Source organism: Periweissella fabalis (assembly GCF_012396505.1).
In the GTDB taxonomy this organism is placed as follows: Bacteria; Bacillota; Bacilli; order Lactobacillales; family Lactobacillaceae; genus Periweissella; species Periweissella fabalis.
The window spans coordinates 85,999-109,809 of sequence record NZ_JAAXPN010000001.1 but is presented as its reverse complement, the minus strand read 5'-3'; the positions used below and the strand labels follow the sequence as shown (position 1 = coordinate 109,809).

23 protein-coding genes are annotated in these 23,811 nt (G+C 36.1%); 4 read left to right on the top strand and 19 right to left on the bottom strand.

The genetic code is table 11. The features are described 5' to 3' along the window. The first annotated feature begins 15 nt into the window (after positions 1-15). Positions 16-303, top strand: a complete 288-nt coding sequence (locus tag HF964_RS00560) for a bacteriocin immunity family protein (protein WP_168721109.1) — start codon at positions 16-18, stop codon at positions 301-303. A 474-nt stretch (positions 304-777) separates the two neighbouring features. On the opposite strand, the gene HF964_RS00555 is transcribed toward HF964_RS00560, so the two are convergent. Genes HF964_RS00555 through prmA form a run of 3 tightly spaced genes read right to left on the bottom strand, consistent with a single transcriptional unit; the run spans position 778 to position 2,942 of the window. After that, entirely contained in the window at positions 778-1,176 is a 399-nt protein-coding gene (locus tag HF964_RS00555) for a CrcB family protein (RefSeq protein ID WP_168721108.1), read from the bottom strand. A 32-nt stretch (positions 1,177-1,208) separates the two neighbouring features. Then, the gene (locus HF964_RS00550) at positions 1,209-1,955 is read right to left on the bottom strand and encodes a 16S rRNA (uracil(1498)-N(3))-methyltransferase (RefSeq protein ID WP_168721107.1); all 747 of its coding nucleotides are present in this window, start codon (positions 1,953-1,955) and stop codon (positions 1,209-1,211) included. 9 nt (positions 1,956-1,964) lie between these two features. Continuing rightward, the gene (prmA, locus tag HF964_RS00545; RefSeq protein ID WP_168721106.1) at positions 1,965-2,942 is read right to left on the bottom strand and encodes a 50S ribosomal protein L11 methyltransferase; all 978 of its coding nucleotides are present in this window, start codon (positions 2,940-2,942) and stop codon (positions 1,965-1,967) included. A 259-nt stretch (positions 2,943-3,201) separates the two neighbouring features. On the opposite strand from prmA, the gene HF964_RS00540 reads away from it, so the two are divergent. Further along, positions 3,202-3,393, top strand: coding sequence for a PspC domain-containing protein (locus HF964_RS00540; RefSeq protein WP_168721105.1), 192 nt, complete (start codon positions 3,202-3,204; stop codon positions 3,391-3,393). 420 nt (positions 3,394-3,813) lie between these two features. Here HF964_RS00540 and HF964_RS00535 read toward each other — a convergent pair whose 3' ends face one another. Then, positions 3,814-4,998 carry an iron-containing alcohol dehydrogenase gene (locus HF964_RS00535; RefSeq protein ID WP_168721104.1) on the bottom strand — a complete coding sequence of 395 codons (1,185 nt, stop codon included), beginning with the start codon at positions 4,996-4,998 and terminating at the stop codon, positions 3,814-3,816. A 196-nt stretch (positions 4,999-5,194) separates the two neighbouring features. Beyond that, entirely contained in the window at positions 5,195-6,388 is a 1,194-nt protein-coding gene (locus HF964_RS00530; RefSeq protein ID WP_168721103.1) for an SAM-dependent methyltransferase, read from the bottom strand. A 389-nt stretch (positions 6,389-6,777) separates the two neighbouring features. On the opposite strand from HF964_RS00530, the gene HF964_RS00525 reads away from it, so the two are divergent. Further along, on the top strand, positions 6,778-7,776 hold the full coding sequence (locus HF964_RS00525; RefSeq protein WP_168721102.1) for a D-2-hydroxyacid dehydrogenase: 999 nt from the start codon (positions 6,778-6,780) through the stop codon (positions 7,774-7,776). A gap of 70 nt (positions 7,777-7,846) precedes the next feature. Further along, complete coding sequence (locus HF964_RS00520; RefSeq protein WP_168721101.1) at positions 7,847-9,226, top strand: PTS sugar transporter subunit IIC; 1,380 nt, start codon at positions 7,847-7,849, stop codon at positions 9,224-9,226. On the opposite strand, the gene HF964_RS00515 is transcribed toward HF964_RS00520, so the two are convergent. The 14 genes from HF964_RS00515 to HF964_RS00450 form a co-directional block, all read right to left on the bottom strand. Further along, positions 9,203-10,111, bottom strand: coding sequence for a diacylglycerol/lipid kinase family protein (locus HF964_RS00515; protein ID WP_168721100.1), 909 nt, complete (start codon positions 10,109-10,111; stop codon positions 9,203-9,205). The genes HF964_RS00520 and HF964_RS00515 overlap by 24 nt on opposite strands. A 254-nt stretch (positions 10,112-10,365) precedes the next feature. After that, entirely contained in the window at positions 10,366-11,910 is a 1,545-nt protein-coding gene (locus tag HF964_RS00510) for an MFS transporter (RefSeq protein ID WP_168721099.1), read from the bottom strand. A gap of 2 nt (positions 11,911-11,912) precedes the next feature. After that, complete coding sequence (locus tag HF964_RS00505) at positions 11,913-12,455, bottom strand: PadR family transcriptional regulator (RefSeq protein ID WP_168721098.1); 543 nt, start codon at positions 12,453-12,455, stop codon at positions 11,913-11,915. A 314-nt stretch (positions 12,456-12,769) separates the two neighbouring features. Beyond that, positions 12,770-13,249 (bottom strand): DUF2798 domain-containing protein, encoded by a 480-nt coding sequence (locus HF964_RS00500; protein WP_168721097.1) that lies wholly within the window; start codon positions 13,247-13,249, stop codon positions 12,770-12,772. Positions 13,250-13,373: 124 nt separating this feature from the next. After that, the gene (locus HF964_RS00495) at positions 13,374-16,169 is read right to left on the bottom strand and encodes a YfhO family protein (protein WP_168721096.1); all 2,796 of its coding nucleotides are present in this window, start codon (positions 16,167-16,169) and stop codon (positions 13,374-13,376) included. Between the two features lie 166 nt (positions 16,170-16,335). Further along, complete coding sequence (locus HF964_RS00490) at positions 16,336-16,620, bottom strand: DUF2089 family protein (RefSeq protein WP_168721095.1); 285 nt, start codon at positions 16,618-16,620, stop codon at positions 16,336-16,338. A gap of 438 nt (positions 16,621-17,058) precedes the next feature. Next, the gene (locus HF964_RS00485; RefSeq protein ID WP_168721094.1) at positions 17,059-17,217 is read right to left on the bottom strand and encodes a hypothetical protein; all 159 of its coding nucleotides are present in this window, start codon (positions 17,215-17,217) and stop codon (positions 17,059-17,061) included. A gap of 210 nt (positions 17,218-17,427) precedes the next feature. Next, the gene (era, locus tag HF964_RS00480) at positions 17,428-18,336 is read right to left on the bottom strand and encodes a GTPase Era (protein ID WP_168721093.1); all 909 of its coding nucleotides are present in this window, start codon (positions 18,334-18,336) and stop codon (positions 17,428-17,430) included. A gap of 33 nt (positions 18,337-18,369) precedes the next feature. Further along, entirely contained in the window at positions 18,370-18,795 is a 426-nt protein-coding gene (locus tag HF964_RS00475) for a diacylglycerol kinase family protein (protein ID WP_168721092.1), read from the bottom strand. Further along, positions 18,773-19,255, bottom strand: a complete 483-nt coding sequence (gene ybeY / locus HF964_RS00470; RefSeq protein ID WP_168721091.1) for an rRNA maturation RNase YbeY — start codon at positions 19,253-19,255, stop codon at positions 18,773-18,775. Before ybeY ends, HF964_RS00475 begins: the two co-directional genes overlap by 23 nt. Then, the gene (locus tag HF964_RS00465; RefSeq protein WP_210726969.1) at positions 19,255-20,223 is read right to left on the bottom strand and encodes a PhoH family protein; all 969 of its coding nucleotides are present in this window, start codon (positions 20,221-20,223) and stop codon (positions 19,255-19,257) included. Before HF964_RS00465 ends, ybeY begins: the two co-directional genes overlap by 1 nt. A gap of 319 nt (positions 20,224-20,542) precedes the next feature. Then, positions 20,543-20,923 carry a hypothetical protein gene (locus tag HF964_RS00460; RefSeq protein ID WP_168721090.1) on the bottom strand — a complete coding sequence of 127 codons (381 nt, stop codon included), beginning with the start codon at positions 20,921-20,923 and terminating at the stop codon, positions 20,543-20,545. A gap of 193 nt (positions 20,924-21,116) precedes the next feature. Then, the gene (locus tag HF964_RS00455; RefSeq protein ID WP_168721089.1) at positions 21,117-22,703 is read right to left on the bottom strand and encodes an amidohydrolase; all 1,587 of its coding nucleotides are present in this window, start codon (positions 22,701-22,703) and stop codon (positions 21,117-21,119) included. Beyond that, positions 22,700-23,806 (bottom strand): ABC transporter substrate-binding protein, encoded by a 1,107-nt coding sequence (locus HF964_RS00450; RefSeq protein ID WP_168721088.1) that lies wholly within the window; start codon positions 23,804-23,806, stop codon positions 22,700-22,702. The genes HF964_RS00455 and HF964_RS00450 overlap by 4 nt, the downstream gene beginning before the upstream one ends. Positions 23,807-23,811: the final 5 nt, after the last annotated feature.

Here is a 23,811-nt window from a genome sequence, read left to right as displayed (position 1 = left end):
ATGGAGGAAGATTTAATGAGTAATGTTAACTGGTTTGCTGGTGGTTCTGAGCGTGATATCACCGCCTTGGATTTAATTAATGCCTTATTACCAACTTTAGCGGTCGATAGTCAATTAGCCCATGTGTTAACTGATTATCAAGCCCAATTAACCAAACCAACTACTGCGGTGCCCTTTATCTTGAGCCAACTCAATTTGGCAATTGCTAATGCGGCTAAAGAAGATACTACGCAACTAACCGCTGAACAAACAAGTTTAATTAAACAAATTGCTGAATTAAGCAACATTCGGTATGGTTACTAAAAAAGTCGCCCCTTGAGGCGACTTTTTTCTATTTACAATACTTACTTCTTAGCTTTCCATTTTAAATTAAAATGCTCAATTAATGAAACAATTCCAAAAAACGCAATGGTCCCAAAGACACTGCGAATGCTCGTACTAAATCAACTCGATGGCCATTACATAACTCGCCCAAATTTTTATCTAACCCCTCAACAGCCCTATTTAGTTGTTATTTTAACATACATCCTGGCAAAGTAATGGTCATCGCCCCTTAGATCAGTATAATACAAAAAACTAGTTGGCAAGGTCTCGTCTTGACAACTAGTTTTAATTTTTCATTAGTGCTTGGTATTTACCAGTTACGGTTGCACTCTACCTAAACGTGCTTCAAGCCGCAAGTACCTATGCATATACGGACAACCCTACTGACTCAAAGACCAAGTCATTGGTTTGTCCTAGTATGCCACGGGACTTAACGCGCCTTGGCGCACTCTGTTAATTGCCCGCTTCAAAGCCACTATCAACAATATTTTTATAATGTTCTTCACCTTCATCTTCAACGTTAACCGCCCAAGAATTAAAGTGGGCGACTACTGATAACGCCAAGTAAGTCAACGCCAAGAAGTAAGCATATTGGTGTTCATTGGTCTTCAAAAGGAACGTATCTAATGCAAAAACACCTGGAAAGATTAACAATGTCCACCAAGGGGTGTATGTTCGCTTGATATACCAACCGATTCCAAACGCCCCAATGAAGTTGATTGTAATCAATAACCAAATTATCTTACTGTTTGCGCTAATCCCAGCGACATTAAATACGTTCGGAAGCACCGCTCCTAATACTAAGCCCACTATTACAATTACTACATAACTCCATCGTTTCGATGCAAACATTCTTTTCCCTACCTAAATCTAATTTTTTATTCTTAATGTTGTGGTTGGGCTAATTCAAGTGCAAAGCTAATGGCACTCAACCAATACAATGGTGCCGTCTCCGCCCGTAAAATTCGCGGACCAAGTGCTGCCACTGTAAAACCATTCGCTGTTAATGTTTCAATTTCTTGCGGTGCAATACCACCTTCTGGTCCAAAGACCGCACAAATTGATTGTTGGGGTTCAATGGCTGCTAATGTTTGGGCCAGTTGGGCTTGTTCACCAGTCTTAGCAGCTTCTTCATAGGCAATCATTTTGTGATCAAAAGGCATCACTGCCACTTCCGTTAAACTTGCCAAGTACTTAATTGCTGGTACGCGCGTGCGATGTGATTGTTCAGCGGCCCCAGCGGCAATCTTTTGTAAGCGGGCAATCTTTTTAGCCGCTTTATCATTCCATTTGGCAACACTCCAAGCAGTTTGTACAAAAATCACTTGGTTAACGCCTAATTCGGTCGCTTTTTGAACGATTAATTCAGCTTTATCACCCTTTGGCAAGCCACAGACAATTGTCGTATCAATCGGTAATTCGACATTACTCGTTAAGGTATCAACAACATTCATTGTTGCTATGCCATCGGCAACCGTTGCTAAACTCGCAATCACTACACTTTGATTGGGTTGCACAAACTCAGCTTTCGTACCTTCCTTTGCACGCAATACCGTTACAAAGTGATGATATGTTTCTTCATCTAAGGTAAAATTTGCCTCAACGTTTGCTTTTAAAAAATACCGTTGCATTTGGTCACCTTACCCTTGTGCTGTAAATTCGTTAACATCATCAGGATTAGGTTTGTACGCAATAATCCCATACCAATCACCAATTTGTAAACTTTGTTCAATTTTAAAACCAGCTGCAATTTGAGCATCCCGAATTTCAGTAAATTTATCTTTAATAATCCCACTAGTTAAGAAATAACCCCCTAATCGCAACTTATCCCATGCTTGTGGAATTAAAGGATGAATCACTTCAGCTAAAATATTGGCAACAATAATATCAACATTGTCTGCAGCGACATCTTTAAGTAAATCTGATACATGCACATCAATATCTTTAGCAACTGGATTAAGTGCTAAATTCTCTTGTGCTTTAGCTACTGCAACATCATCAATATCAGTTGCAGTGATTGTACCAACACCTAAATGCTTAGCTGCAATACTTAATACTCCTGAACCTGTTCCAACATCAAGTAAACGTTCGCCTCCACGTATAACAATCGTCAAAGCTTCTAACATTAAACGCGTCGTTGGATGTGTTCCTGTACCAAAAGCCATCCCTGGATCAAGTACAATCAATTTTTCATCACTTTGTGCTGGTTGATAATCCAACCAAGATGGGACAATCGTTAAATTGCGCGTTACTCGCACTGGATGATAGTATTTTTTCCATGCTGTTGCCCATTTTTGATTATCGATATCTTTAACAACTACTTCACCAGGTAGATACTCTAAACCAAATTCACCAAGTTGAACTACCTTAGCTTTAATTTGTGGTAATACCGCTGGATCAAAATCATCTTCATCAAAATAGCCACTTACAATCGCCCCAACTTGAGGTAAGTTTAATTCTTCCCAATCAATATAGACGGTTTCATCAGCTCGTTGGTAATTTAAGTTCTCGTTGGCATCTTCAATTTGAATACCAGCAGCACCAAGTTCCATCAAAATACTTGATACCGCTTCAACCGCTTCACTAGCAGTTTTCACGCTGACTTCTGTCCAATTCATCGTTAGTTCTCCATTGTCTTTTTAATAATATTATGTCATTACTACCCACATAAATTTGGTGCTTATTACATTTAATACCTTAATTTTAAAGCATTAATAGGGTTTATGGCAAATTTATCAATATAAATGGCAATAATAGCTTTGTTTACTATACTTGACACCTTAACTAAGGTCAATTCAATCAGCCACCTTTTAATTTAAATTAAGCTATTTTTTCGATATACTTAAGGAGCAGTAAATATTAAAGGAGGTCAGGTATATGCATAAACGTCTTTTTAGAAGTAATCGAGATCGCGTATGGTTAGGAGTTCTTGGCGGCTTTGGTGAATATTTAAACGTTGATCCGACTTTACTACGGGTTATCTTTGTAATTTTTGGGGTCTTTGCTAATGTAGGAGCCTTAATTATTTACGTATTATGTGCATGGCTTATGCCTAAACAATTCGATTAACAAGGCAACAAATACAAAAACCGAAGGGCCAAGTGCCCTTCGGTTTTTATTTATATTTGGCTGTTATCAAGGCGGTAGCGTCTAAACGTGTTTATGCAATCAAAGGCCTACACCTACCACCAATTAGCTAAGATACATAGCCCGCGTCCTAGGCAGCTGAGTCTAAACGTGCTCGAAGCCCCAGACAGTTGTGCCTAACTTTAAAACGATTAAAATACCAAACCCGTATTTTATCGTTTTTCGTTAGTGCTCACTGTCTCCCAGGGGCTTCTCGCACTCTGCACTCTAGCGCTTTTTCCGATTGCTAAGCCAGCCAATCATTCCAATAATTACACCCGTAATAACTGCACCAATGATAAATGGCACAATCATAATATTATCAGTTAAAATCCCCATTGATTAAGTCCCTCCTATTGAGGTCTATTCAAAACCTACTGTTGTCATTGACTTACGGTATAAGTCTACCACATCAGCAGAATTTAATGGTACATAGGCTGTTTGAGTTAAATTTTTCAAACTAACAGCATGTTCAGCCATTGCCTCAAAGTTTGTTTCTTCGTTAATATCGACGCCACTAAGAGTGGTTGGTAAGCCAAGTTCTTTAATCCAGTTATATGTTGCTTGAATAGCATCATGTGCTACTTGGCTATCTTCACCTGCTAAATGCCAAACATTGCGGCCAAAAGCTGCAAATTTAGCTTCAGTATCAGCATTCAAACAAAATTCCATCCAACGTGGTGTCAAAATAGCTAATCCTGCTCCATGAGTAATGTCATAGTAAGCTGATAATTCGTGTTCCATTGGGTGAACGGACCAACCATTAACATTACCAAGATCAACTAAACCATTTAAGGCCATCGTTGAAGCCCACATTAAATTAGCCCGGGCATCATAATTCATTGGTTGTTCAATTGCTACTGGCGCCCATTTAATTACCGTGCGCATAATTCCTTCAATCATGCTTGCTGTAACATCATTGTTTGGTTCACGGTCAAAGTATTGTTCAACTAAGTGACTGAAAATATCAAATGAACCAGCAGCGGTTTGCCAAGTTGACACACTATAAGTTAATGTTGGATCTAAGAATGAAACGGCTGGTGTATTAGGCCCATACGTACCAATTTTTTGCTTTGTAGAAAGATTTGAAATAACTGAACCTGCATTCATTTCAGTCCCTGTTGCCGCTAATGTCAAGATATCAACAACTGGTAATTGTTGAATTTCATGACGGATGCTAGGCTTGATTACTAAGTCCCAAGCATCACCATCATAGTACTTGGCAGATGCAATTACTTTAGCAGCATCAATAACTGAACCACCACCAACAGCTAAAATCACATCAATATCATGTTCTTTAGTAAGTTTTTGTCCTGCAGTAACTGATTCAACTCGTGGATTAGGATCAATTCCCGCTAATTCAACAACATTTAAATCAGCCAATAATTCCTTTATTTGATCATACAAGCCACTGCGCTTAATTGAGCCACCACCATAAACAAGTAATACATTCTCACCAAACTGGCTAACTGCAGCCTGTAATTTGCTAGCAATTTGATCTTTACCAAATACGATTTCAGTTGCATTTTTGAAATTAAAATTTTGCATGTATATTCCTCTTTCTTTTCCCTTTTAAAAAGTTAGTTAGTACTTTAATTATATATTTTTTCTAATTCATTTAGCAAGTGGTGACTAAGCTAACTAGTTTTTTTATTAATTAATTAACTTTCATCAACTTTTTTAATAAAAAAACTAGTCAATGATTGCACTCATCGGCTAGTTTGCTAAAATAATAATAGATGTATTACTTTTCATTTTTGTAGATGTATGAACGGCTCATTGGTAGATTAGTACCTGAAGGACCTTTAGTCATCAAGAATTGGATTACATCAATGTTACCACTTTCAAATGAAGCGGCACAACCTTGTAAGTATAAGTCCCACATACGTGCAAATGGTTCACCATATGCAGCAACAGTCTCATCAAAGACTGGCATGTAATTCTTGTACCATTCTTCAAGTGTCCGTTGATAGTGGCGACGCAATGGTTCTAAATCGTCCAATTGTAAATGGGCGTCCATGATATGTTTCATGTTTTCTGCTACATTTGGAATGTACCCACCTGGGAAGATATATTTAGCAATAAACGGATCAACTCCGGCACCTTCGTGTTGGCCAGTAATACCGTGAATTAAAGCACGACCACGAGGTTTCAAATATTGGTAGACCTTCTTGAAATAAAGTCCTAGATTTTCTTTACCGACGTGTTCAAACATCCCCACTGAGGTAACAAAATCAAATTCAAGATCACCAAGTTCACGATAATCAACTAATTTAATTGTAACTAAATCTTCTAAATGAAGTTCTTTAATCCGATTTACAACAAAGGCATATTGTTCTTCTGATAAAGTTACCCCAGTTGATTTCAAACCATACTCTTGAGCAGCAGTAATAATTAAAGTCCCCCAACCACAGCCAATATCTAGCAATGATTGACCTGGTTTTGAATTAAGCTTATCAAGAATATGGTGAACTTTTGCAATTTGAGCTTCTTCAAGTGTCATATCTTCACGAGTCCAATATGCACATGAGTAAGTCATAGTACTATCGAGCCACTTTTCATAGAAATCATTTCCAATATCATAGTGAGAATGGATGTCTTCTTTAGATTCTTTTTCACCGTGTGAGTGAACAAATTTAGCTAACATCCCCTTAAAGCCATCTTGATTGGTTAAGAAGCTATCATGTTTACGATAGGCAGAAGTGATTAATTCTTGAATACTCCCATCAATCTCGATATCTTTATTCATATATGCTTCAGCCAATACTAATGTCGGAGTTTTAGTTAGATCCTTCATATTAAGTTTCTTATTCAATTTAATATGAATAGTTGGCAACCCTTCACCATAATTCTCTGATGTTTCATCCCAGTATGTCACCATAACTGGTACATCAAAAGCATTTGCTAAGAGTTTCTTTAAAACTTGTTTTTCGAGCATCTATCTCTTCTCCTTCAATTCAAAAACTTAATACGCTATTAACCACCCATTGTTATTTTTTGAGTAACTATAACTAATTGATGATTAATAGCGTAGTGAACGTTTATACAAACCAATATACTCCTATGAAACCTAATTTTGCAAATTTTTTAACAATCCTTAATCTTCTTTATAACTTCTAATGATTATTGAAGACAAGTTTGTAAAGTCCTTTTTTGCCAACACTTTTAGCTTTAAATTATTGTTAAAATAATCACATAATTAATATTATGAGTACTTTGATTGATAAAAGATTCACAAAATTAAGATAAAGTAGTGGAAAACATACAAATATCATGTATAATAACTTGTGTAATAACAAACAAACATCTAAGGAGATAATATATATCATGACTAAAATTTTTGCTTACGGCATCCGCGAAGATGAAAAACCAGCTTTACAAGAATGGGCAACTGCACATCCTGAAATTGAAATTGATTTCACCAGCGAATTACTCACTCCTGAAACTGCGGCCCTAGCCCAAGGTGCTGATGGTGCAGTTGTTTATCAACAATTAGATTATACTCGTGATACTCTTGCAGCTTTAGCTAACGTAGGTGTTAAGAGCATTTCACTTCGAAATGTTGGAACTGACAATATTGATTTTGACGCCGCTCGTGAATTTGGTTTTAAAATTTCAAATGTTCCTGTTTATTCACCAAATGCCATTGCAGAACACTCAATCATTCAAATGAGTCGTTTGCTTCGTCGTACTAAGCCACTTGATGCTAAGATTGCCAAGCATGACTTACGTTGGGCTCCAACAATTGGTCGCGAAGTACGTATGCAAACTGTTGGGGTGATTGGAACTGGTCACATTGGTCAAGTTGCTATTAATATTCTTAAAGGTTTCGGTGCCAAGGTAATTGCCTTTGATCCATACCAAAATGATAAATTAGCAGCGGAAGGTTTATATGTTAACTCACTTGATGAACTTTATGCTCAAGCAGATGTTATTTCTTTATATGTACCTGGTGTACCGGCTAACCACCATATGATTAATGATGAATCAATTGCCAAGATGAAAGATGGTGTCGTAATTGTTAACTGTTCACGTGGTAACTTAGTTGATATCGATGCCATAATTGCTGGTTTAGATAATGGTAAAATCAGTGATTTCGCAATGGATGTTTATGAAAATGAAGTTGGCCTCTTTAACGAAGACTGGTCAGGCAAGGAATTTCCTGATGCCAAGATTGCCGATTTAATTGCTCGGCCAAATGTCTTAGTTACGCCACACACTGCATTTTACACTACAAAAGCTGTTGAAGAAATGGTTCACCAATCATTTGATGCAGCTGTAGCATTTGCAGGTGGTCAAACACCTGAAACTGCTGTTGAATACTAATCCCGAATATTGTATTAGTTCAGCGAGTTATCATTAACTGCATTAATTTCATTAAGAGGAAAAAGAGAATATGATTAAAGCACAAGGCAAAAAATGGTTCAGTAAAGAATCACAAGAGGTTCGTAACGAAGAATATGCGCGTAAAGCTGAAGAGATTGCGCCACAAGTTTTTGATGGCACAACAGAATTACACATCAAGGATTTTTTCTTTAAGGTTCTTTCCGGATCTGCACAAGGCATTTTAATTGGGGTCCTTCCAAGCGCCGTTATGAAATATATTTTAAAATATTCCGGCTTGATGACAACTGGATTTGGGCAAGACTTAAGTGCCATTTTAAATCTATTTACTATTTTAATCCCATTTTTAATTGGGATGGCAGTAGCAATGCAATTTAAAATGAAATCACTTGATGCCGGTGTTGTAGCCATTGCTACTGCAGCTGCTTCTGGTTCAATTAAATGGACAGCGGTTGGTGCGCATGCTGTTAATCCCATTACCAACACTCCTTGGATACCAAAATCAGTGGTATATGTTGCTAATGGTGCTGGGGACGTAATTAACGCTATGATTGTGGCTGGACTTGCTGTCTTTGTGACTTGGTTAGTTGCTAAATATCTCAAAGGTTTTGGTTCAGTAGCCATCATTTTAAGCCCTATTTTAGTTGGTAGTTTAGTTGGCCTCGTAGGTCTTGAAATTGCCCCTTATGTGGCCCAAGTAACCGCTGCGATTGGAAATGCCGTTGAGACATTTACCAAATTGGCGCCAGTACCCATGGCAATGCTAATTGCGATGGCTTACTCAGTCATTATCATTACTCCAGTTTCAACGGTGGGAGTTTCCCTTGCAATTGGCCTTGCTGGCCTTGGTTCTGGAGCTGCTGCTATGGGAGTCGTTGCCACCACGATTGTACTTATCATCAATTCATTAAAGGTTAACAAACCTGGGGTAACCGTAGCGATTTTCTTGGGGGCCATGAAAGGTATGATGCCATCAATCTTTAAAAAGCCAGTTACCATGTTAGCATTTATGTTAAGTGCTGCGATTGCCAGTTTGCCGGTAGCAATTTTTGGCATTGAAGGTACCCCAACGACGGCCGGTTTCGGTTGGATTGGGATGGTTTCCCCTATCCAATCTATCGTAATGGATCCAGCTGATAAGATATTCATGAGTCATACCGTTAATCCACTTATTGGTTTACTTGCTTGGTTTGTGATTCCTGCCATTGCTGCCTTTGTTGCTAATTTCCTCTTTACTAAAGTATTTAAATTATATACAGCCAAAGATTTCCAACAAGACCTATACATAGTAATTAAAACGGTAAATAATTGCATAAAATACGAAAAAGAGACTGAATTTGTAAAAATTCAGTCTCTTTTTTTAGTTCTACTCGTTATCTGTTGGCACACTATTTTTTGTTTACATATCTCAGATAAAGTTTCCACTTGGTAAGAAAACTTCATACATATCACGAATAATTTCCATTTTTAGTGGGAGTTGTGGTCCCAAATTACCATCAAGCATTACTCGAACAATCTCAGGATCACTTTGTGTTGATATTGATAAAGTCGTTTGTGCTTGTTTATGGCTGATACCATTAGACAATGAGTGAGTCAACATCATTCGTGATACGGCCCACATTTGCATTAGTGGTTGGCTATTAAGGTAGCGAATCGTAAAATTACGTTGCCAGCTATGCCGATATTTTTGTCCCTTAGTAATGACATATGGATTAACTTTAAAAATACGTGTCACAATCGCCTGCCCATCTTCACTGCCAAATTGATAATTCAAATTAAGTTTTGGTGATTTCTTTAAGTACTTTAACCACCATAGTAGTTGCTTCCAGCCACGAAATGGTGTTTCTTGTTCAAGCTCATGATAAGTTGCTGACGGATCGGTTCCAATTGTTAAAGTTGTGTGACATACATATTGATGATTGACGACACTTACATTAATTTTTTTTAGTCGACCACTAATAATTATTTGACACGCTTTTTCAACATCTTTAGAAATTTGCCACCGCTTAGCAAATAAATTTTCCCGGCCACTTGGAATAAGCCCTACCGGCACAAAACAACCACTCTCAAACATTGCTGTCATTGCCGTGTTAAGTGTTCCATCACCTCCTACCACTACTAAACCATCGAATCCTTCTAAATGTTGCTTCAACAATGTCCGTGCAGACTTAGCACTTGTTGCAGATAGTAACTGGCATGTATATCCTACTGCCATCAGCCGTGATTTAACTGTTTGAGCTTGATTAGCCGCAATCTGACTGCCAGCGGTATCATTATAAAAAATACCAAAATTCGGCGCAGTCGTTGTTTCCTTCATATTATCCTCCTTACATAATTTCAATACTTATTTAGTGACGATTTTTATTTATTATTTGCACTTCTATCTCCTTAAAGATACCGAGCGTAGTGGCCTTTTGCAAGTAATGCGGTCGCTTTTAACCCAATGGTAATGTTTGATATTGTTTCAATAAGCTAACCCTACACTTGACTATAATAACCTTATATCTGCAAAAAAATAGCCAACAAGCTAGTTTAGCTCATCGACATTAATTTTATTTATAAATTTCAATTTTAGTTACGTTCATTGCGTTTTAATAACATCAAAGCACCTAATGCTCCTAACAAAACAATAATTGTACCGGTCATCAAAGTTGTTGCTAAGCCCCGGTTATAAGCCTCAACTACAGCCACTTGCAATTGCTTCACACCAGGTATTTGACCTAATTGATGATTAAAGGCAATAGCATGCCCACCAAATGGTCCGGCATCAATCAATGCAGCATGCAAATGATTAAGTATTGTTTTGGGCATTGGTACATTGGTTAACTTAATAGCTAGTTGATTCTCATACGTATTAGCTTGAACCAAACCAAGAATCACAATCCCAAATGATACTCCAAATTGCCGAAATACATTTAATAGTCCTGATGCCATCCCCATTTCAGGTAAGGGTACTCCATCGAGGCCGACTGTGTTTAACAGTGGATTAACAATGGCATTCCCAATCCCCATTAAAATCATCATTGGTAAAATTTGTGGATAACCTGTCGTTAATGACAAACCATTTATCAATAGTACAAATCCCAAACCTACTAAAACTAAACCACCAGCAACTAACCCTTTTCGCGAATATTTTTGACCTAATAGGCCTGTAATTGGCCCTAATATTAATGACCAAACTGAAATTGCTAATTGGCGAATACCAGTATCAAAAGCTGACCAACCAATATAGTTTTGCATTAAGATGGTGATGAATGTATTCATTGAATATACCCCCGCTCCTAACGCAAACGCGACAATCACTGCTCCAATGAAGTTACGTTGTTTAAACATTCGTAAATTCATCATAGGATGTGCTATTTTCATTTCAACATAAATAAAGATAGCTAATAAAATAATCGCTGCTAATAGCCACATACCAATCTTTGGATTAGTCCATGCCATATGCACGTTATCTTCTTTTTGAATCAAACCAAAAATAGCACAAAATAAAGTAGCAGCTGATAATAACATACCTAAAATATCAATTCGTTGGTCCTTACCATAGCTTGGTGTTTCTTTCACAAACAAAAAAGTCATAACTACAGCTATGATTCCTACTGGCACGTTAATATAAAAAATTGATTGCCAACCAAATTTTTCAACTAATAATCCACCAACTAAAGGCCCCGAAGCTGATGATAATCCAATCACAGAACCCACAATTCCTAAGGCAATCCCACGTTTGGCACCATCAAAGTTAGAAGCAACAAGCGCCATTGATAAAGACATCATCCCCGCACCACCTACAGCTTGAACCGCTCGACTAATATCAAGTGCTAATAAAGTCGGTGCTAACCCATTCGCTGCTGAAGCGATAATAAATAAAATAATACTACCCAAAAAAATCTTCTTACGTCCAAACATATCACCCAATTTTGAGATAATCAAAATCATAACAGCAAACACAATTGTATATGAGCTTAAAACCCATTGTAAATTATTAAATGGTTCATTAAATGATTTTTGCATGGTTGGCAATGCAACATTAACAACTGTTACATCAAGTAATCCCATGAACACTCCAATTGATAATGCCGCTAGGGCTAACCACTTTTGATATGGTTTTTCTTCCATTGCTATTCTCCTTCAAGCACTGATAATTGTTGCTTAACCCAAGTTAATTTAGTTTGGGCTAATGTCTTGTCCAATTCAGAACTAGCTAAGACATAATGATACTTCTCACGCTGTTTATCATTACGATTGATATGTTCACCCATATGTAACGCTAATGCTTCGTACGCCTCAATATCAGCCATTAAGTATGTTTGATATTCTTTTAAAATCTGTTGCCGAACTGACACATTAACAGAACCTAAGAAACGACATTTAAAATGTAATAATTCTTCACGCTTAGAATCATAGGCCACTGGTTGTTCCATCAATTGCAAAAAATGCGCTTGGCCACTAGTCGTTAAATGAGCAAACCGTGCTGAGCGTGGATCAGTTGGATCTTCATACATACTAATCCAACCATATTGGGTAAATTCTTCTAGTCGTGGATACAAGACACCACTTGAAATTTTGCGACGTGTTGTAAAAATATTTTCTAAAATATTGCGTAAAGCGTAACCTGATTTGTCACCACTAGTCAGAATACCTAAAATAATTAACTCGTACATACCCCCTCCTTGTATCAATATATCTAAACGACATATCAAATTATAACCTTAACTAATTTAATGTCAAGTAAAGCTACAGTGCTATACTTACTAAAATAACCATATCAAAAAGCTGTTAAAATATTGAGCACTTTAATTATAAAGAATAGCAAAAATCCCAAGGAAAAATGAATTTTTCCCTGGGATTTTGTATATGTTTACAATATATTGGACTTTTGAAACACATTTGAGCTACAGATTACTGCTAACAAATAGTTATCACACAGTCCCAAATAACATTACTCTAAAATTTTACTTTTTGTATCATCGTTAGCCTAGATTTCTTCAATCATTGGAGCTGCAACTTTAGATTGTAGCCATTTGATAAAACGAGTTACTAATGGACGTACGACGAAAAAGAAAATTGGAATTGCAACCACAAAGGCTCGAATCCAGTTTCGCAAATAATCAAATAAGTAATGAGATGGCATATAGTTTTTAAACATCAATGTTGTCACCGCAATTACAATTAATGTATTAAATGAGATGATTAAAAATGGAAAACTAATGTGACGTGGTCGTGTACCCAACCATTGTGAACGTTTATGTAAATGTGCAACAATTGGTGCTGAGATAAACTTTTTGGTTAAAAATACCAAAATTAATGCAACTGGGTAGATCACCATTTCACGTCGAAAATGATGATTTCCAAATCCATAGCGCCATACTAAATTGTAATTTGACATGCAAAATACCATCGTAGCCATTACTGCTAAACCGCTAGCTTCCGGATGGTGAATAATCTTTCGTAACATACGTACTCCCTTTATAATTTTTTTCAATAAAATAAACTATATCACAATATTAGCTCAAACTGCAATTATATTTTTATTTAATCTTAGCAAACTTTCAAGTTAGGTAGTGTAAATAGTTGGTAAATTAATCTATCTTTTGTTTTTTAGTCCTTATCCGTTGAAATAACAGCATACTTAAAACAATCAACCAAGCACAGCTTGAAATAATGATTCCTATACCCAACCCTGGCGTGTGATACTGTAATACTATTTTCCTTTGTTCACCTGCTGGTACTTTGACACCAACAAACCCACCATTGATACGTTTAACCGGTACACTTTGACCATTAATCTTTGCCTTCCAACCGGTTGAATAGGGAATATTTGAACCTAACCATGTTGCTTGGCTAGCTGAATAATATCCACTTAATCCATGATAATTTAACTTAATTCCTTGGATAGCATGTTTTTGGACTGTTTTTAAGCCTGCGATTACCTGTTTGTTTACGGCATGTGAATAAACTTGCACATCAAACGAGTATTTACCTGGCTGATCGAAATTAAAAGTTAAACTATGCGGTACCTGATTAGTAATACCAAAATTTAAAACACCCGCTTTACGTAATTGATAAAATGCACCCGATGCTATTGATTCCTGACTAAAGCTAACTTCCCGATTCCCACCACGAACCTTCAAATTAAAACCGTCAAGGCGATTAAGCATTAAACGTTGGGTCATGCTAGCAGTTAATTTAGTGCCTTGTTGCTTTAATTGTCGAGCTGAAAATGCTTGAAATTTAATATTAGACAAATATAATACTACTTCACCAAGTGGTAAGTTAGGCTTAATTTGTAATACCATACTTTGTCCCGGATTATTATTAGTATACGTAATTCGATCAGCCTTAACACTAACTGTATTATCAGGTGCTTGTTTAAGGGCTTGCTTTTTATCCAAACGACGTGCTATATGTGCTCGTAAATATTTAGCTTGGGTTAATTGGGAAATATTAGGGTGTTGCTTACTATTTTCTGGTATTGCTAGCATTCCAGAACCTAGAAGACTTTCCTTTTCAACAGGGTTAGCGTTCGTATAATATTGATCACTATATGTTCCTACAGCTGTCCACATAATTGGAAATGCTAATGGGTTTTGGTATAAATTAACATGCTGCTTATTAGTAGCTTGTTTATTTAAATTAGGTAACCCTGCTAATTTTGTCATTGCTGAACCAACCAATTGAGTTGCTCCAAAATATTCTGTCAGTAAGAAACGATTATCTAAGTTTCGCAATGGATTTACCGTACGGCCACTTGCAATCGCTAACTGATTACTAACATCAATCATAGCCGGCGATACTGTAGATAAATACAACCCAGTTGCATGGGCTGGAGTCAAGAAACTATTAATAAAAGCTTGCTTATTTGGGGTTTGAATACCGTTAGCATATTCTGTGCGAGCACTTAATAATCGACTATACTGGTCATTAAACGTTGTTGGCGTATAAATTAATTCATTGACTTGTTCTTTAGTTAATAAATTAAAACCGTCTCGCTGACCAAGGCGGGCATTAAATTGTCCCAAAACGGTCACCGTAATGCCAACTATAATTGCCCATCGCAATATAAGTGACGAAACCCATTTAACACTTGGAGATAACCATAAATAGAGTATTAATAGTACTAGCGTTAAACTATACGTTAATATTTGCCAATTATTTACTTGCACAACTTTAGTTAACGCAAAATAAACCAGCCAAGCTATAATAATCATTCCACTTAATAGACGCTTAGATTCTAAAGTGATTTGATTACGCCGCATTAATAGATTGACCCCCGCAAAAGCCGTCATTAAATAATAACAAAACATCCATCGATTAGTTGGAGTATTCCCAACGGTTAATAGAACTGCTGCGGCCGGTAAACTTAATAAGCCAACAATTAACAATAGACAAGTAAAGGCCATCTTAGCTTCACGTCGGTTAACAATAATCCAAAAAAAGCCTAGTGTGTTAATAGCAGCAGCAGATCCTTGTAGCCAAAACGAACTAGGTGCAATTACCCCTTGAACACCAAAGGGTAACATTAACAATTTTAAATAATATTCAACTGGATATAAACTAACCAATTGGACAATGCCAGAGCCACTTCGCGGAGAGGCTGTTAAATAAATAACCGTTGGAATTAACACAATACTTGCTAAAGCAATCCCTAAGACAACATATACAACTAATGGCAACCAATCACGCCACCATTTATTTTGTCGATAATTATATAAATACGTGATAACCGCATAAATAGCCAGCATTTCGGCTAGTATTAATCCCCAATAAAAATTACTCGCAACAGACAAGCCAACTAGCAACACTAACATTAGATATTGACGACTTGCAAAAAAACGTTCAACAGCAACAATTAATAACGGTAAATAAATAAATGCATTTAAAAATAATGATTGGTTTGTAACCCCATAAATTCCAAACATACTAGCTAAATAACTAACAATGACCAAGCCAAGCCATTGTCGAGTTATTCCAAATTTTGTCGCACAATATCCAACAGCTAAACCAGCTAAAATATAGCGTAATAGAATAATTAGTTGATAGCCTAAGATTGTATGATGCTGATCAAAAAAAATCATGAAATAAGCTAATGGATCACCCAATATGTAATAACTAAATGCATTAAACCAATCCGTACCATTACTCAATGTCCAATCCCACGTACCAAATAACTTGGGATGCTGAATAAAAGTCGTTAAATAATCATGAAATTGACCAAAAACTTGAATATGCTGATTAACCGCATCACTATTTGAAATTAATGTTTTGCCTTGCAAAAGTACAATCCCAAATGTACCACCTGCAAAAACTAAAATACTTAATAGGCTAGACCAAAATGTTCGCCATTGATAGCGATTATCGTTATTAAATCTCAACATACATTATTATTTCCCCTTTTTACTCTCAATATTATCTTCTTATAATATGCTTTCAAGTATAGCATTTAACTTTAAATCCTCGAAATAGTATTTTCATCCTTTAACATAACAAAAAAACAAAGAGCGTAGTTACACTCTTTGCCTAAAATTCATTATTTTTAAGATGTTATTTCACATCAGCAAACTCATCTTTGTAATCTTCAATAATTTGCTTAGCTGTTTCTAAGGTTAAACGATTATCCTCAACCATATGCATCACCTTAGCTTCAAATGAAGGTGTGTTTTGCTCATCTAACATTTGAATCCGGTAGATTACTTGATTTAATCGTAAACGAACAGTTGGATAACTGACCCCATAAATCTCAGCTAACCGCTTTAGTGAACCAGATGACACCATGAAATTTTTGATAAATAATTGTGTTTCAGCATCTAAATTTAAAAACCAATCCATTATAATTCCCCCATGAATTCTTTTGTTTAGATCGCGATATTATTTAAAATGATTAAAAGTCAACGTACTCTCTTTAACATTGATAAATTAATATCGGAATCTTTTTATCTTTGTCTACGTATTATTTATATCAAATCAATTAAACAGTAATATTTCAAATATTTTACACCAATAATACAAAGCACGTATTTATTGAGTTTTATATTGTTTAAAATAATAATTCGCAGATCATAAAAATATATACCCTGATCATTGTATAGCTATGCACAAATAACCCCCATGGGTACTATACTAATGATAACTCAATTTATGAAAAAAAACTTTAATTTCGTCTTACAATTCATTAATTAATATATATAAATTCGCTGAAGAACGTTATTTGAACACTTTATCATTATTTTATACTAGATTAATTTTTCAAATTACTGGGTGCACACTTTATAATTTAACATTAACTGTAAATTCAAAACTTCCATCTGGTAAATCACGCTTATGAATTGCTTTAGAACCATAGAATGAAGCGTTATTTGCAATCATCCATTCATCAATTTCCTTAATCACTTTCTCGATATCGTTACCACTAAAAATTTTAATCATAGGCTCTCTTCTTATCAATATTATTTATTTAAAAAACTTAGTTATTATACTTGATAAAGTATTTATATATCAACACTTATCAATAATTTTTTCCAAATTTAAATATAATTTTCTTGTAAAATTCAACGTTATTTAACTTTATTAAACTTTTTTGTTCTTAGGTCACAAAAAAATCCACTTGAACAATCGTCAAGTGGAAACTTTTAAATATTAATAGTCCTCTTCTGAATAACCATAAGACTGTAATGCTTGTGGTTTATCTAGCCATCGGTCTTCAACCTTAACCCACAATTGTAAGTTAACTCGATCACCAAGCAAGCGTTCAATATCTTTACGTGCTCGGATACCAACTTGCTTAATAACTGCACCTTGTTTACCGATAATAATACTCTTTTGCCCTGGACGCTCAACAACAATTGTTGCCTGAATTTGAACTTTTTGTTCAGTTTCACGTTCAATCTTTTCAATCACAACTGCGACTGAATGGGGAACTTCTTGGCTTGTTAACTGTAAGATCTTTTCTCGAATTAATTCACCAATCACGAACCGTTCAGGGTGATCAGTAATTTGATCAGCTGGGAAATATTGTGGACCTGCACTCAATTCTTTAGCTACTGTGGTCAACAATTCAGGCACATTGGCACCTGAACGAGCAGAAATTGGGAAAATTTCATTCCAATCTAAGGCTTCACGATAACTTTCCATAATTGGGAGTAAATCATTAGGATGCACTAGGTCAATTTTATTAATAACTAAGTAAATTGGTGTTCCCGAAACTTCTTTTAAGCGTTCAATTATGAAATCATCTCCACGCCCACGTTCTTCATCTGCATTTACAACAAACCAAATCGCATCAGCTTCATGTAAAGCAGATAATGCTGATTTAACCATGAAATCACCTAAGCTATTATGTGGTTTGTGAATTCCTGGTGTGTCAATGAAGACAATTTGTTCGTCATCTGTAGTGTAAATTCCTTGGATCTTATTCCGTGTTGTTTGTGCTTTGTTTGACATAATAGCTACTTTTTCACCGACTATGTGATTAAGTAACGTTGATTTACCAACATTAGGTCGACCCACGATAGCTACAAATCCTGATTTAAATTCTTTTCCGCTCATTTATCCCTCTCATCCCCGTACTCTGACGGACATCTAGTGTTTTGACAATATAAACCGTATATATGGTTCAAAAATTATTAAGCCAATAACCACCGCAAACAACGCAGCAACTAATGTACTGGCCGCGGCAACGTCTTTAGCAGTCTTAGCTAATCTATGATAACTTTTTCCGACTACTAAATCAACAATAGACTCCACAATCGTGTTTAAAAATTCGGCGGTAATTACTGAAAAAATTGCAACTGCAATCCATAACCAATCTGAGCGCCCAATTCCTAGCCACAAACCAACTACAATTACAATTACTGCTACCAAAATATGAAACCGCATATTGCGTTCCTTTTTAACAACCAACCACACCCCACTAATGGCATGCCCAATTGATTGATGGAAACTTTGGTTTTTATTGATTTGTAGTTGCTCTGTAGGTGTTTGCTTATCGTGTGAGTCCAAATGCATCTAAAATCTCCTTTTGCAAGGTAAACATTTCTTGCTCCTCGTCAGCTTCCATATGATCATAACCATTAAGGTGTAAAAAACCATGGACCGCTAAAAAACCCAGTTCACGTTCAAAGCTATGTCCTAAATAGGTCGCTTGTTCAGCAACTTTATCCATCGAAATTAAAATATCACCGATGTTATGCCCTAAATCGGCTGTCATTTCGTCATCCATAATCAGCGCAAATTCATCTTCATCCTCTTCTTCAATAGCAAAACTAATAACATCAGTTGGTTTATCAACTCCCCGATATTCAAGATTATACTTTTGAATTTCAGCATTATTCATAAAAGTTACTGACATTTCAGTATCAGCTGGTAATTTTAAGTAATCGCCTGCAAACATCAAAATATCATGGACAAGTTTTTGATGTACATCGCTAACGTGTTCTTGTGTATTGTCAATTAATGCTAAATCCATTAGTTATTTCCTGTACTTTCTGTTTCATACTGATCATAAGCATTGATAATGAGTCCAACCACAGGGTGGCGGACAACATCAGCCGCGGCAAACTCTACAAATTCAATTCGGCGGACATTTTGTAAAACTGCTTGGGCTTGCTTTAAACCTGATTTAGCACCTTTAGGTAAGTCAATTTGTGAAATATCACCATTGACGAGCATCTTAGCACCAAAACCAAGTCGTGTAAGAAACATCTTCATTTGCATTGTTGTTGTATTTTGCGCTTCATCTAAAATAATGAAGGCGTTATCTAACGTTCGACCACGCATATAGGCTAATGGTGCTATTTCAATCGTACCACGATCCATTAAACGTTCAGTATGCTCTTTACCTAAAATGGCATGTAGTGCATCATAAATTGGCCGTAAATAAGGATCAACCTTTTCTTTTAAATCACCTGGTAAGAATCCAAGTGATTCCCCTGCTTCTACGGCCGGACGAGTGATAATAATACGTTCAACATCGCCACGTTTTAATGCACTAACTGCCATTACAACTGCCAAATAGGTTTTCCCCGTTCCGGCTGGTCCAATTCCAAATGTAATATCATTATTACGAATAGCTTGAACATATTGGCGTTGACCAAAATTCTTCACCCGAACTGGTCGCCCTTTAGCATCACGAATCAATGTTTCTGAATATAAGTCTTGGAAATATTCCAAAGTCCCACGTTCAGCCATCTTCATTGCGCTGACGACATCAGTTGCATTAATCTTCACACCGGACTTAATTAAGTGTGCTAATTGGCGCAAAATATCATACGCCGTATCAACTTGATCATCTTGACCATTTACCTTAATTTCATCACCAAAGGCATGTAATTTAGCACCAATACCATCTTCTAATAGTGTTAAAAAACTATCTTGGGCCCCTAGTAAGCCAACTTGTTGCTCGGCATTTTCAATTTTGAATATCTTCTCTTTCAAAATAGCTAGCTCTCCTTATGTAAGCACATTTTCTAACATTATATCATAATCAACTACAGCATTCTTACTTTTTAATACTTCAGGGCTTTAAATTGTAAGTGATATATTACGCTAATAGCTAACAAAGAAAGCGTAGAAAAGTAGCTGTGACAGAACTCGGGCGATATCGAGAAATACACTAAAAATCCTCTATGAAGAGTTTTCTTCATAGAGGATTTTGTCGTATTTCGAATATATCGGACTTCTGGAGCACGTTTTGGTAGCAATTTAGTGCTCGAAAAGAGTTATGTCACAATCCCTTTTAAAACCATCTATTTTATCAACGGCCCTTTTTTAAAACATTTGTTGTTAATAAAAAGAATAAAACCGTTGGTACCCCACAAATTGTGAAGGCCGATTGATCAATTGGCCATGTATACGCACCAAAAGCAATTAAAGCAACTGAAATGATGGTTAATAAGATACCAACAAAGACATCAACATCTAAGCAAGCAAACAAAAATTGCAAAATTAAACATGCAATTAAAGCAATTCCAACATAGACAAATGCTTGTTCATCAAAGCTTGCCATCAATAATGGTACTCCACCTGTTGCCGTTAAGACATTCAATCCTAACCATAAAAAGCATAAAATATCACATGCTAATAAAGTCAAAATAATACAATAATAAATCCCGCGAATTACGCCCTTAGATTGCATATAATTCCTCCAGCGTACTTAAATAGTTAAATACATTTTTATTAAAATCTCTACTAATACCTTTAATAATTTTAGTATACCTTTTATTTAAAGTAAAAGCTTAATTTTTATCTGAACAATCCATTATAGCAAAAAATTGAGATAGCACCAAATTACTACTAAAAAGAATTATGTCACACCTTACTAGATAAAACTAATTTTTAAATACTAATTCACCATTAAAGAAAGTTGCTACCACTTTAACATCTAAGAGTTCGGTTGCTGGAATAGCTAAGATATTAGTATCTAAGACGGCTAAATCAGCGTAATTGCCAACTTTAATGGCACCAACATCATTACGTTGAATAGCCTTAGCCGCATTTAAAGTATGTGCAACTAATGCGTTAGCAACATCAATTGCTTGTGTTGGCCGGAAACTATCATCTGCTTGATTAGCTAATGTTCGCCGCGTTGTCGCATTAAATATTGACTGTAAAGGAGTGGTATCAAGGACAACTGGTGCATCAGTTCCAAAAGCAAGTGTAGCACCTGCATCTAAGAAATCTTTGGTTGGAAACATGTTCTGACTACGTTCAAACCCAACTTCAGCATCCAATGTGTCATAATCAATCAAAGCGTGACTTGGTTGTACTGAAACAATCGCCTTCGTATCACGAATTAAGTTAATATCAGTTGGATCAAAGACTTCTAAATGTTCAATCGTATTAACTTTTCCAGCTGGCAAAGGATATTTAGCATTAGCAGCTGCAAAGTAAATTAGCGTATTTTGAACTGCTTGATCACCAATGGCATGAACACGAATTGGCAAGCCTATTTGATTAGCTTTAAAAATTAAGTCATGTAACATTTCATTTGGTAATAAAGGTGCCCCACAATGTTCCTCAGATTCCGGATAAGGTGCTTTTAAATAAGCTGTTTGGGTACTTGTAACCCCATCATAAAATTGTTTACCACCACCTAGAATGATTCGATCATTATCAGCAAACATCTGCTTAATTTTATTGATACGAGTATGTTTCATTTGCATCGCTGGAAAAATACTAATCCGAGCCGTAACATCATTAGCAATCATAGCATGGACATCTTCATAAATAAAATCATCATCAGAAGCCCCGGTGCTTGCCATATCCGCTAAACCAGTTATTCCCATTGAATTCATATATTTTACATAATTTAAATAAAGTTGTGGCCGTTCAATATTCATCGCTGCAAAGACTTGTGCAACGACATGCACCGCAATGCCTTCCTCAAAGAAACCTGTAAAATCATTTCCACTCTTATAAGCAGTACCACCAAATTGTTGGGCATCAGCATCATCAACATGAATATGAGCTAAGGCTGCTGAGTTTAGCCATGCGGTATGACCATCACCGGATAATAACACTGCTGGATTGGTTGGTTCAACGAGAGCGATATCCGCTTTAGTTGGGGTCGGAATATTTCCAAATTCACTTGGATAAAAACCAGAAGCAATTTTCCAGCCATGATATGCCTGCAGCTGAGCTAACTTACTAGTTACTTCAGCAACCGATGCACCGTTAACAAAATTCATAATGCCTGCATTAAATAATACCGCTTTATTTAAATGTTGATGTGGGTCAATAAATCCTGGAATAAGCATTTGATTGGTATAATCAACGATGCTACTTGTTGCCACACCAATTGGCATTTCATCCAGAATCGCTGTAATTTTTTGATTTTCAATTACTATCACGCCGGCAAACGTTGTTTTTGTGTCAACATCAAAGATATACTTTGATTTTAAATATTTAATTGTCATTTAAGGCCTCCACTTAGAGATACTTTAGTTTTCGCTTCTAGATATACTTCGTTATATTCATTGAAGTAGCGCAGTGGTTGATTATTATAGTGCTGTGCATGTTTTAACTGACTTGCTGCTGGGTATAACACAGAGTTTTGTGTAATACTCTTTGGTAAGTATTTCAATGCTGCTTGGTTAGGTGAACTATATGCAACATATTCTGCATTTTGTGCCGCATTTTTAGGATTCAGCATAAAATTAATGAAGGCATAGGCAGCCTTTTTATTATTTGAATTTTTAGGGATTGCCATATTATCAGTCCAAATTGGGCCCCCTTCTTTGGGAATCAAAAACTTCACATGTGGATTGGCATCAATTACGACTTGTGCATCCCCATTGTAAGTAACCGCTACATTAGCATCACCATTAATCAACAATTGTTTCTTTTCGTCCGTCACAATACCACGAATATTGGGCCCCAAAGCAACAAATTTATTGAAAATCTGTTTAATTTGCGCTTGGTTTTCAGTATTTAATGAATACCCTAACGCTTGTATAGCTGGTTGTAGCATTTCTCGGGGACCATCTATTAGAAGTAATTGATCTTTAAATTCCGGATTCCATAGCTTCCCCCAAGCATTCAACTGACTAGCATGAAAGACTTGATCATTGTACATAATTCCAGTCGTTCCCCAGAAATAAGGTAGTGAATGTTCATTATGTGGATCGTACTTTTGATTTAATAGATGTTTTGCTAAATTGTCAACGCCGTGAATCTTTGAATAATCTAATTTAGCTAAGAGACCTTCTTGGGTCATCTTGCTAACAAGATATTCACTTGGAAAAATAACATCATAATGTGTTCCGCCTTGCTTAACTTTAGTTTCTAATGCTTGATTAGAATCAAACGTATCATAATTAACTTGATATCCAGTTTCTTTTGTAAACTTTGCCAACAATGCGGGATCAATGTAATCACCCCAATTATAAATGTTCAAGACTTGGTTGGTATTGGCGGCTTTAATTGGTGGTTTATTAATTTGTGCTAACCAATTTTGACCCAATACTAAAACAGCCATTATCACTATCATCATTGATAGAAATGGAATAATTTTTTTCATATTAT

Coding starts and splice junctions, on each gene's coding strand:
- HF964_RS00560 (WP_168721109.1), top strand. CDS start 16: ATGAGTAATGTTAACTGGTTTGCTGGTGGTTCTGAGCGTGATATCACC.
- HF964_RS00555 (WP_168721108.1), bottom strand. CDS start 1,176: ATGTTTGCATCGAAACGATGGAGTTATGTAGTAATTGTAATAGTGGGC.
- HF964_RS00550 (WP_168721107.1), bottom strand. CDS start 1,955: ATGCAACGGTATTTTTTAAAAGCAAACGTTGAGGCAAATTTTACCTTA.
- prmA (WP_168721106.1), bottom strand. CDS start 2,942: ATGAATTGGACAGAAGTCAGCGTGAAAACTGCTAGTGAAGCGGTTGAA.
- HF964_RS00540 (WP_168721105.1), top strand. CDS start 3,202: ATGCATAAACGTCTTTTTAGAAGTAATCGAGATCGCGTATGGTTAGGA.
- HF964_RS00535 (WP_168721104.1), bottom strand. CDS start 4,998: ATGCAAAATTTTAATTTCAAAAATGCAACTGAAATCGTATTTGGTAAA.
- HF964_RS00530 (WP_168721103.1), bottom strand. CDS start 6,388: ATGCTCGAAAAACAAGTTTTAAAGAAACTCTTAGCAAATGCTTTTGAT.
- HF964_RS00525 (WP_168721102.1), top strand. CDS start 6,778: ATGACTAAAATTTTTGCTTACGGCATCCGCGAAGATGAAAAACCAGCT.
- HF964_RS00520 (WP_168721101.1), top strand. CDS start 7,847: ATGATTAAAGCACAAGGCAAAAAATGGTTCAGTAAAGAATCACAAGAG.
- HF964_RS00515 (WP_168721100.1), bottom strand. CDS start 10,111: ATGAAGGAAACAACGACTGCGCCGAATTTTGGTATTTTTTATAATGAT.
- HF964_RS00510 (WP_168721099.1), bottom strand. CDS start 11,910: ATGGAAGAAAAACCATATCAAAAGTGGTTAGCCCTAGCGGCATTATCA.
- HF964_RS00505 (WP_168721098.1), bottom strand. CDS start 12,455: ATGTACGAGTTAATTATTTTAGGTATTCTGACTAGTGGTGACAAATCA.
- HF964_RS00500 (WP_168721097.1), bottom strand. CDS start 13,249: ATGTTACGAAAGATTATTCACCATCCGGAAGCTAGCGGTTTAGCAGTA.
- HF964_RS00495 (WP_168721096.1), bottom strand. CDS start 16,169: ATGTTGAGATTTAATAACGATAATCGCTATCAATGGCGAACATTTTGG.
- HF964_RS00490 (WP_168721095.1), bottom strand. CDS start 16,620: ATGGATTGGTTTTTAAATTTAGATGCTGAAACACAATTATTTATCAAA.
- HF964_RS00485 (WP_168721094.1), bottom strand. CDS start 17,217: ATGATTAAAATTTTTAGTGGTAACGATATCGAGAAAGTGATTAAGGAA.
- era (WP_168721093.1), bottom strand. CDS start 18,336: ATGAGCGGAAAAGAATTTAAATCAGGATTTGTAGCTATCGTGGGTCGA.
- HF964_RS00475 (WP_168721092.1), bottom strand. CDS start 18,795: ATGCATTTGGACTCACACGATAAGCAAACACCTACAGAGCAACTACAA.
- ybeY (WP_168721091.1), bottom strand. CDS start 19,255: ATGGATTTAGCATTAATTGACAATACACAAGAACACGTTAGCGATGTA.
- HF964_RS00460 (WP_168721090.1), bottom strand. CDS start 20,923: ATGCAATCTAAGGGCGTAATTCGCGGGATTTATTATTGTATTATTTTG.
- HF964_RS00455 (WP_168721089.1), bottom strand. CDS start 22,703: ATGACAATTAAATATTTAAAATCAAAGTATATCTTTGATGTTGACACA.
- HF964_RS00450 (WP_168721088.1), bottom strand. CDS start 23,806: ATGAAAAAAATTATTCCATTTCTATCAATGATGATAGTGATAATGGCT.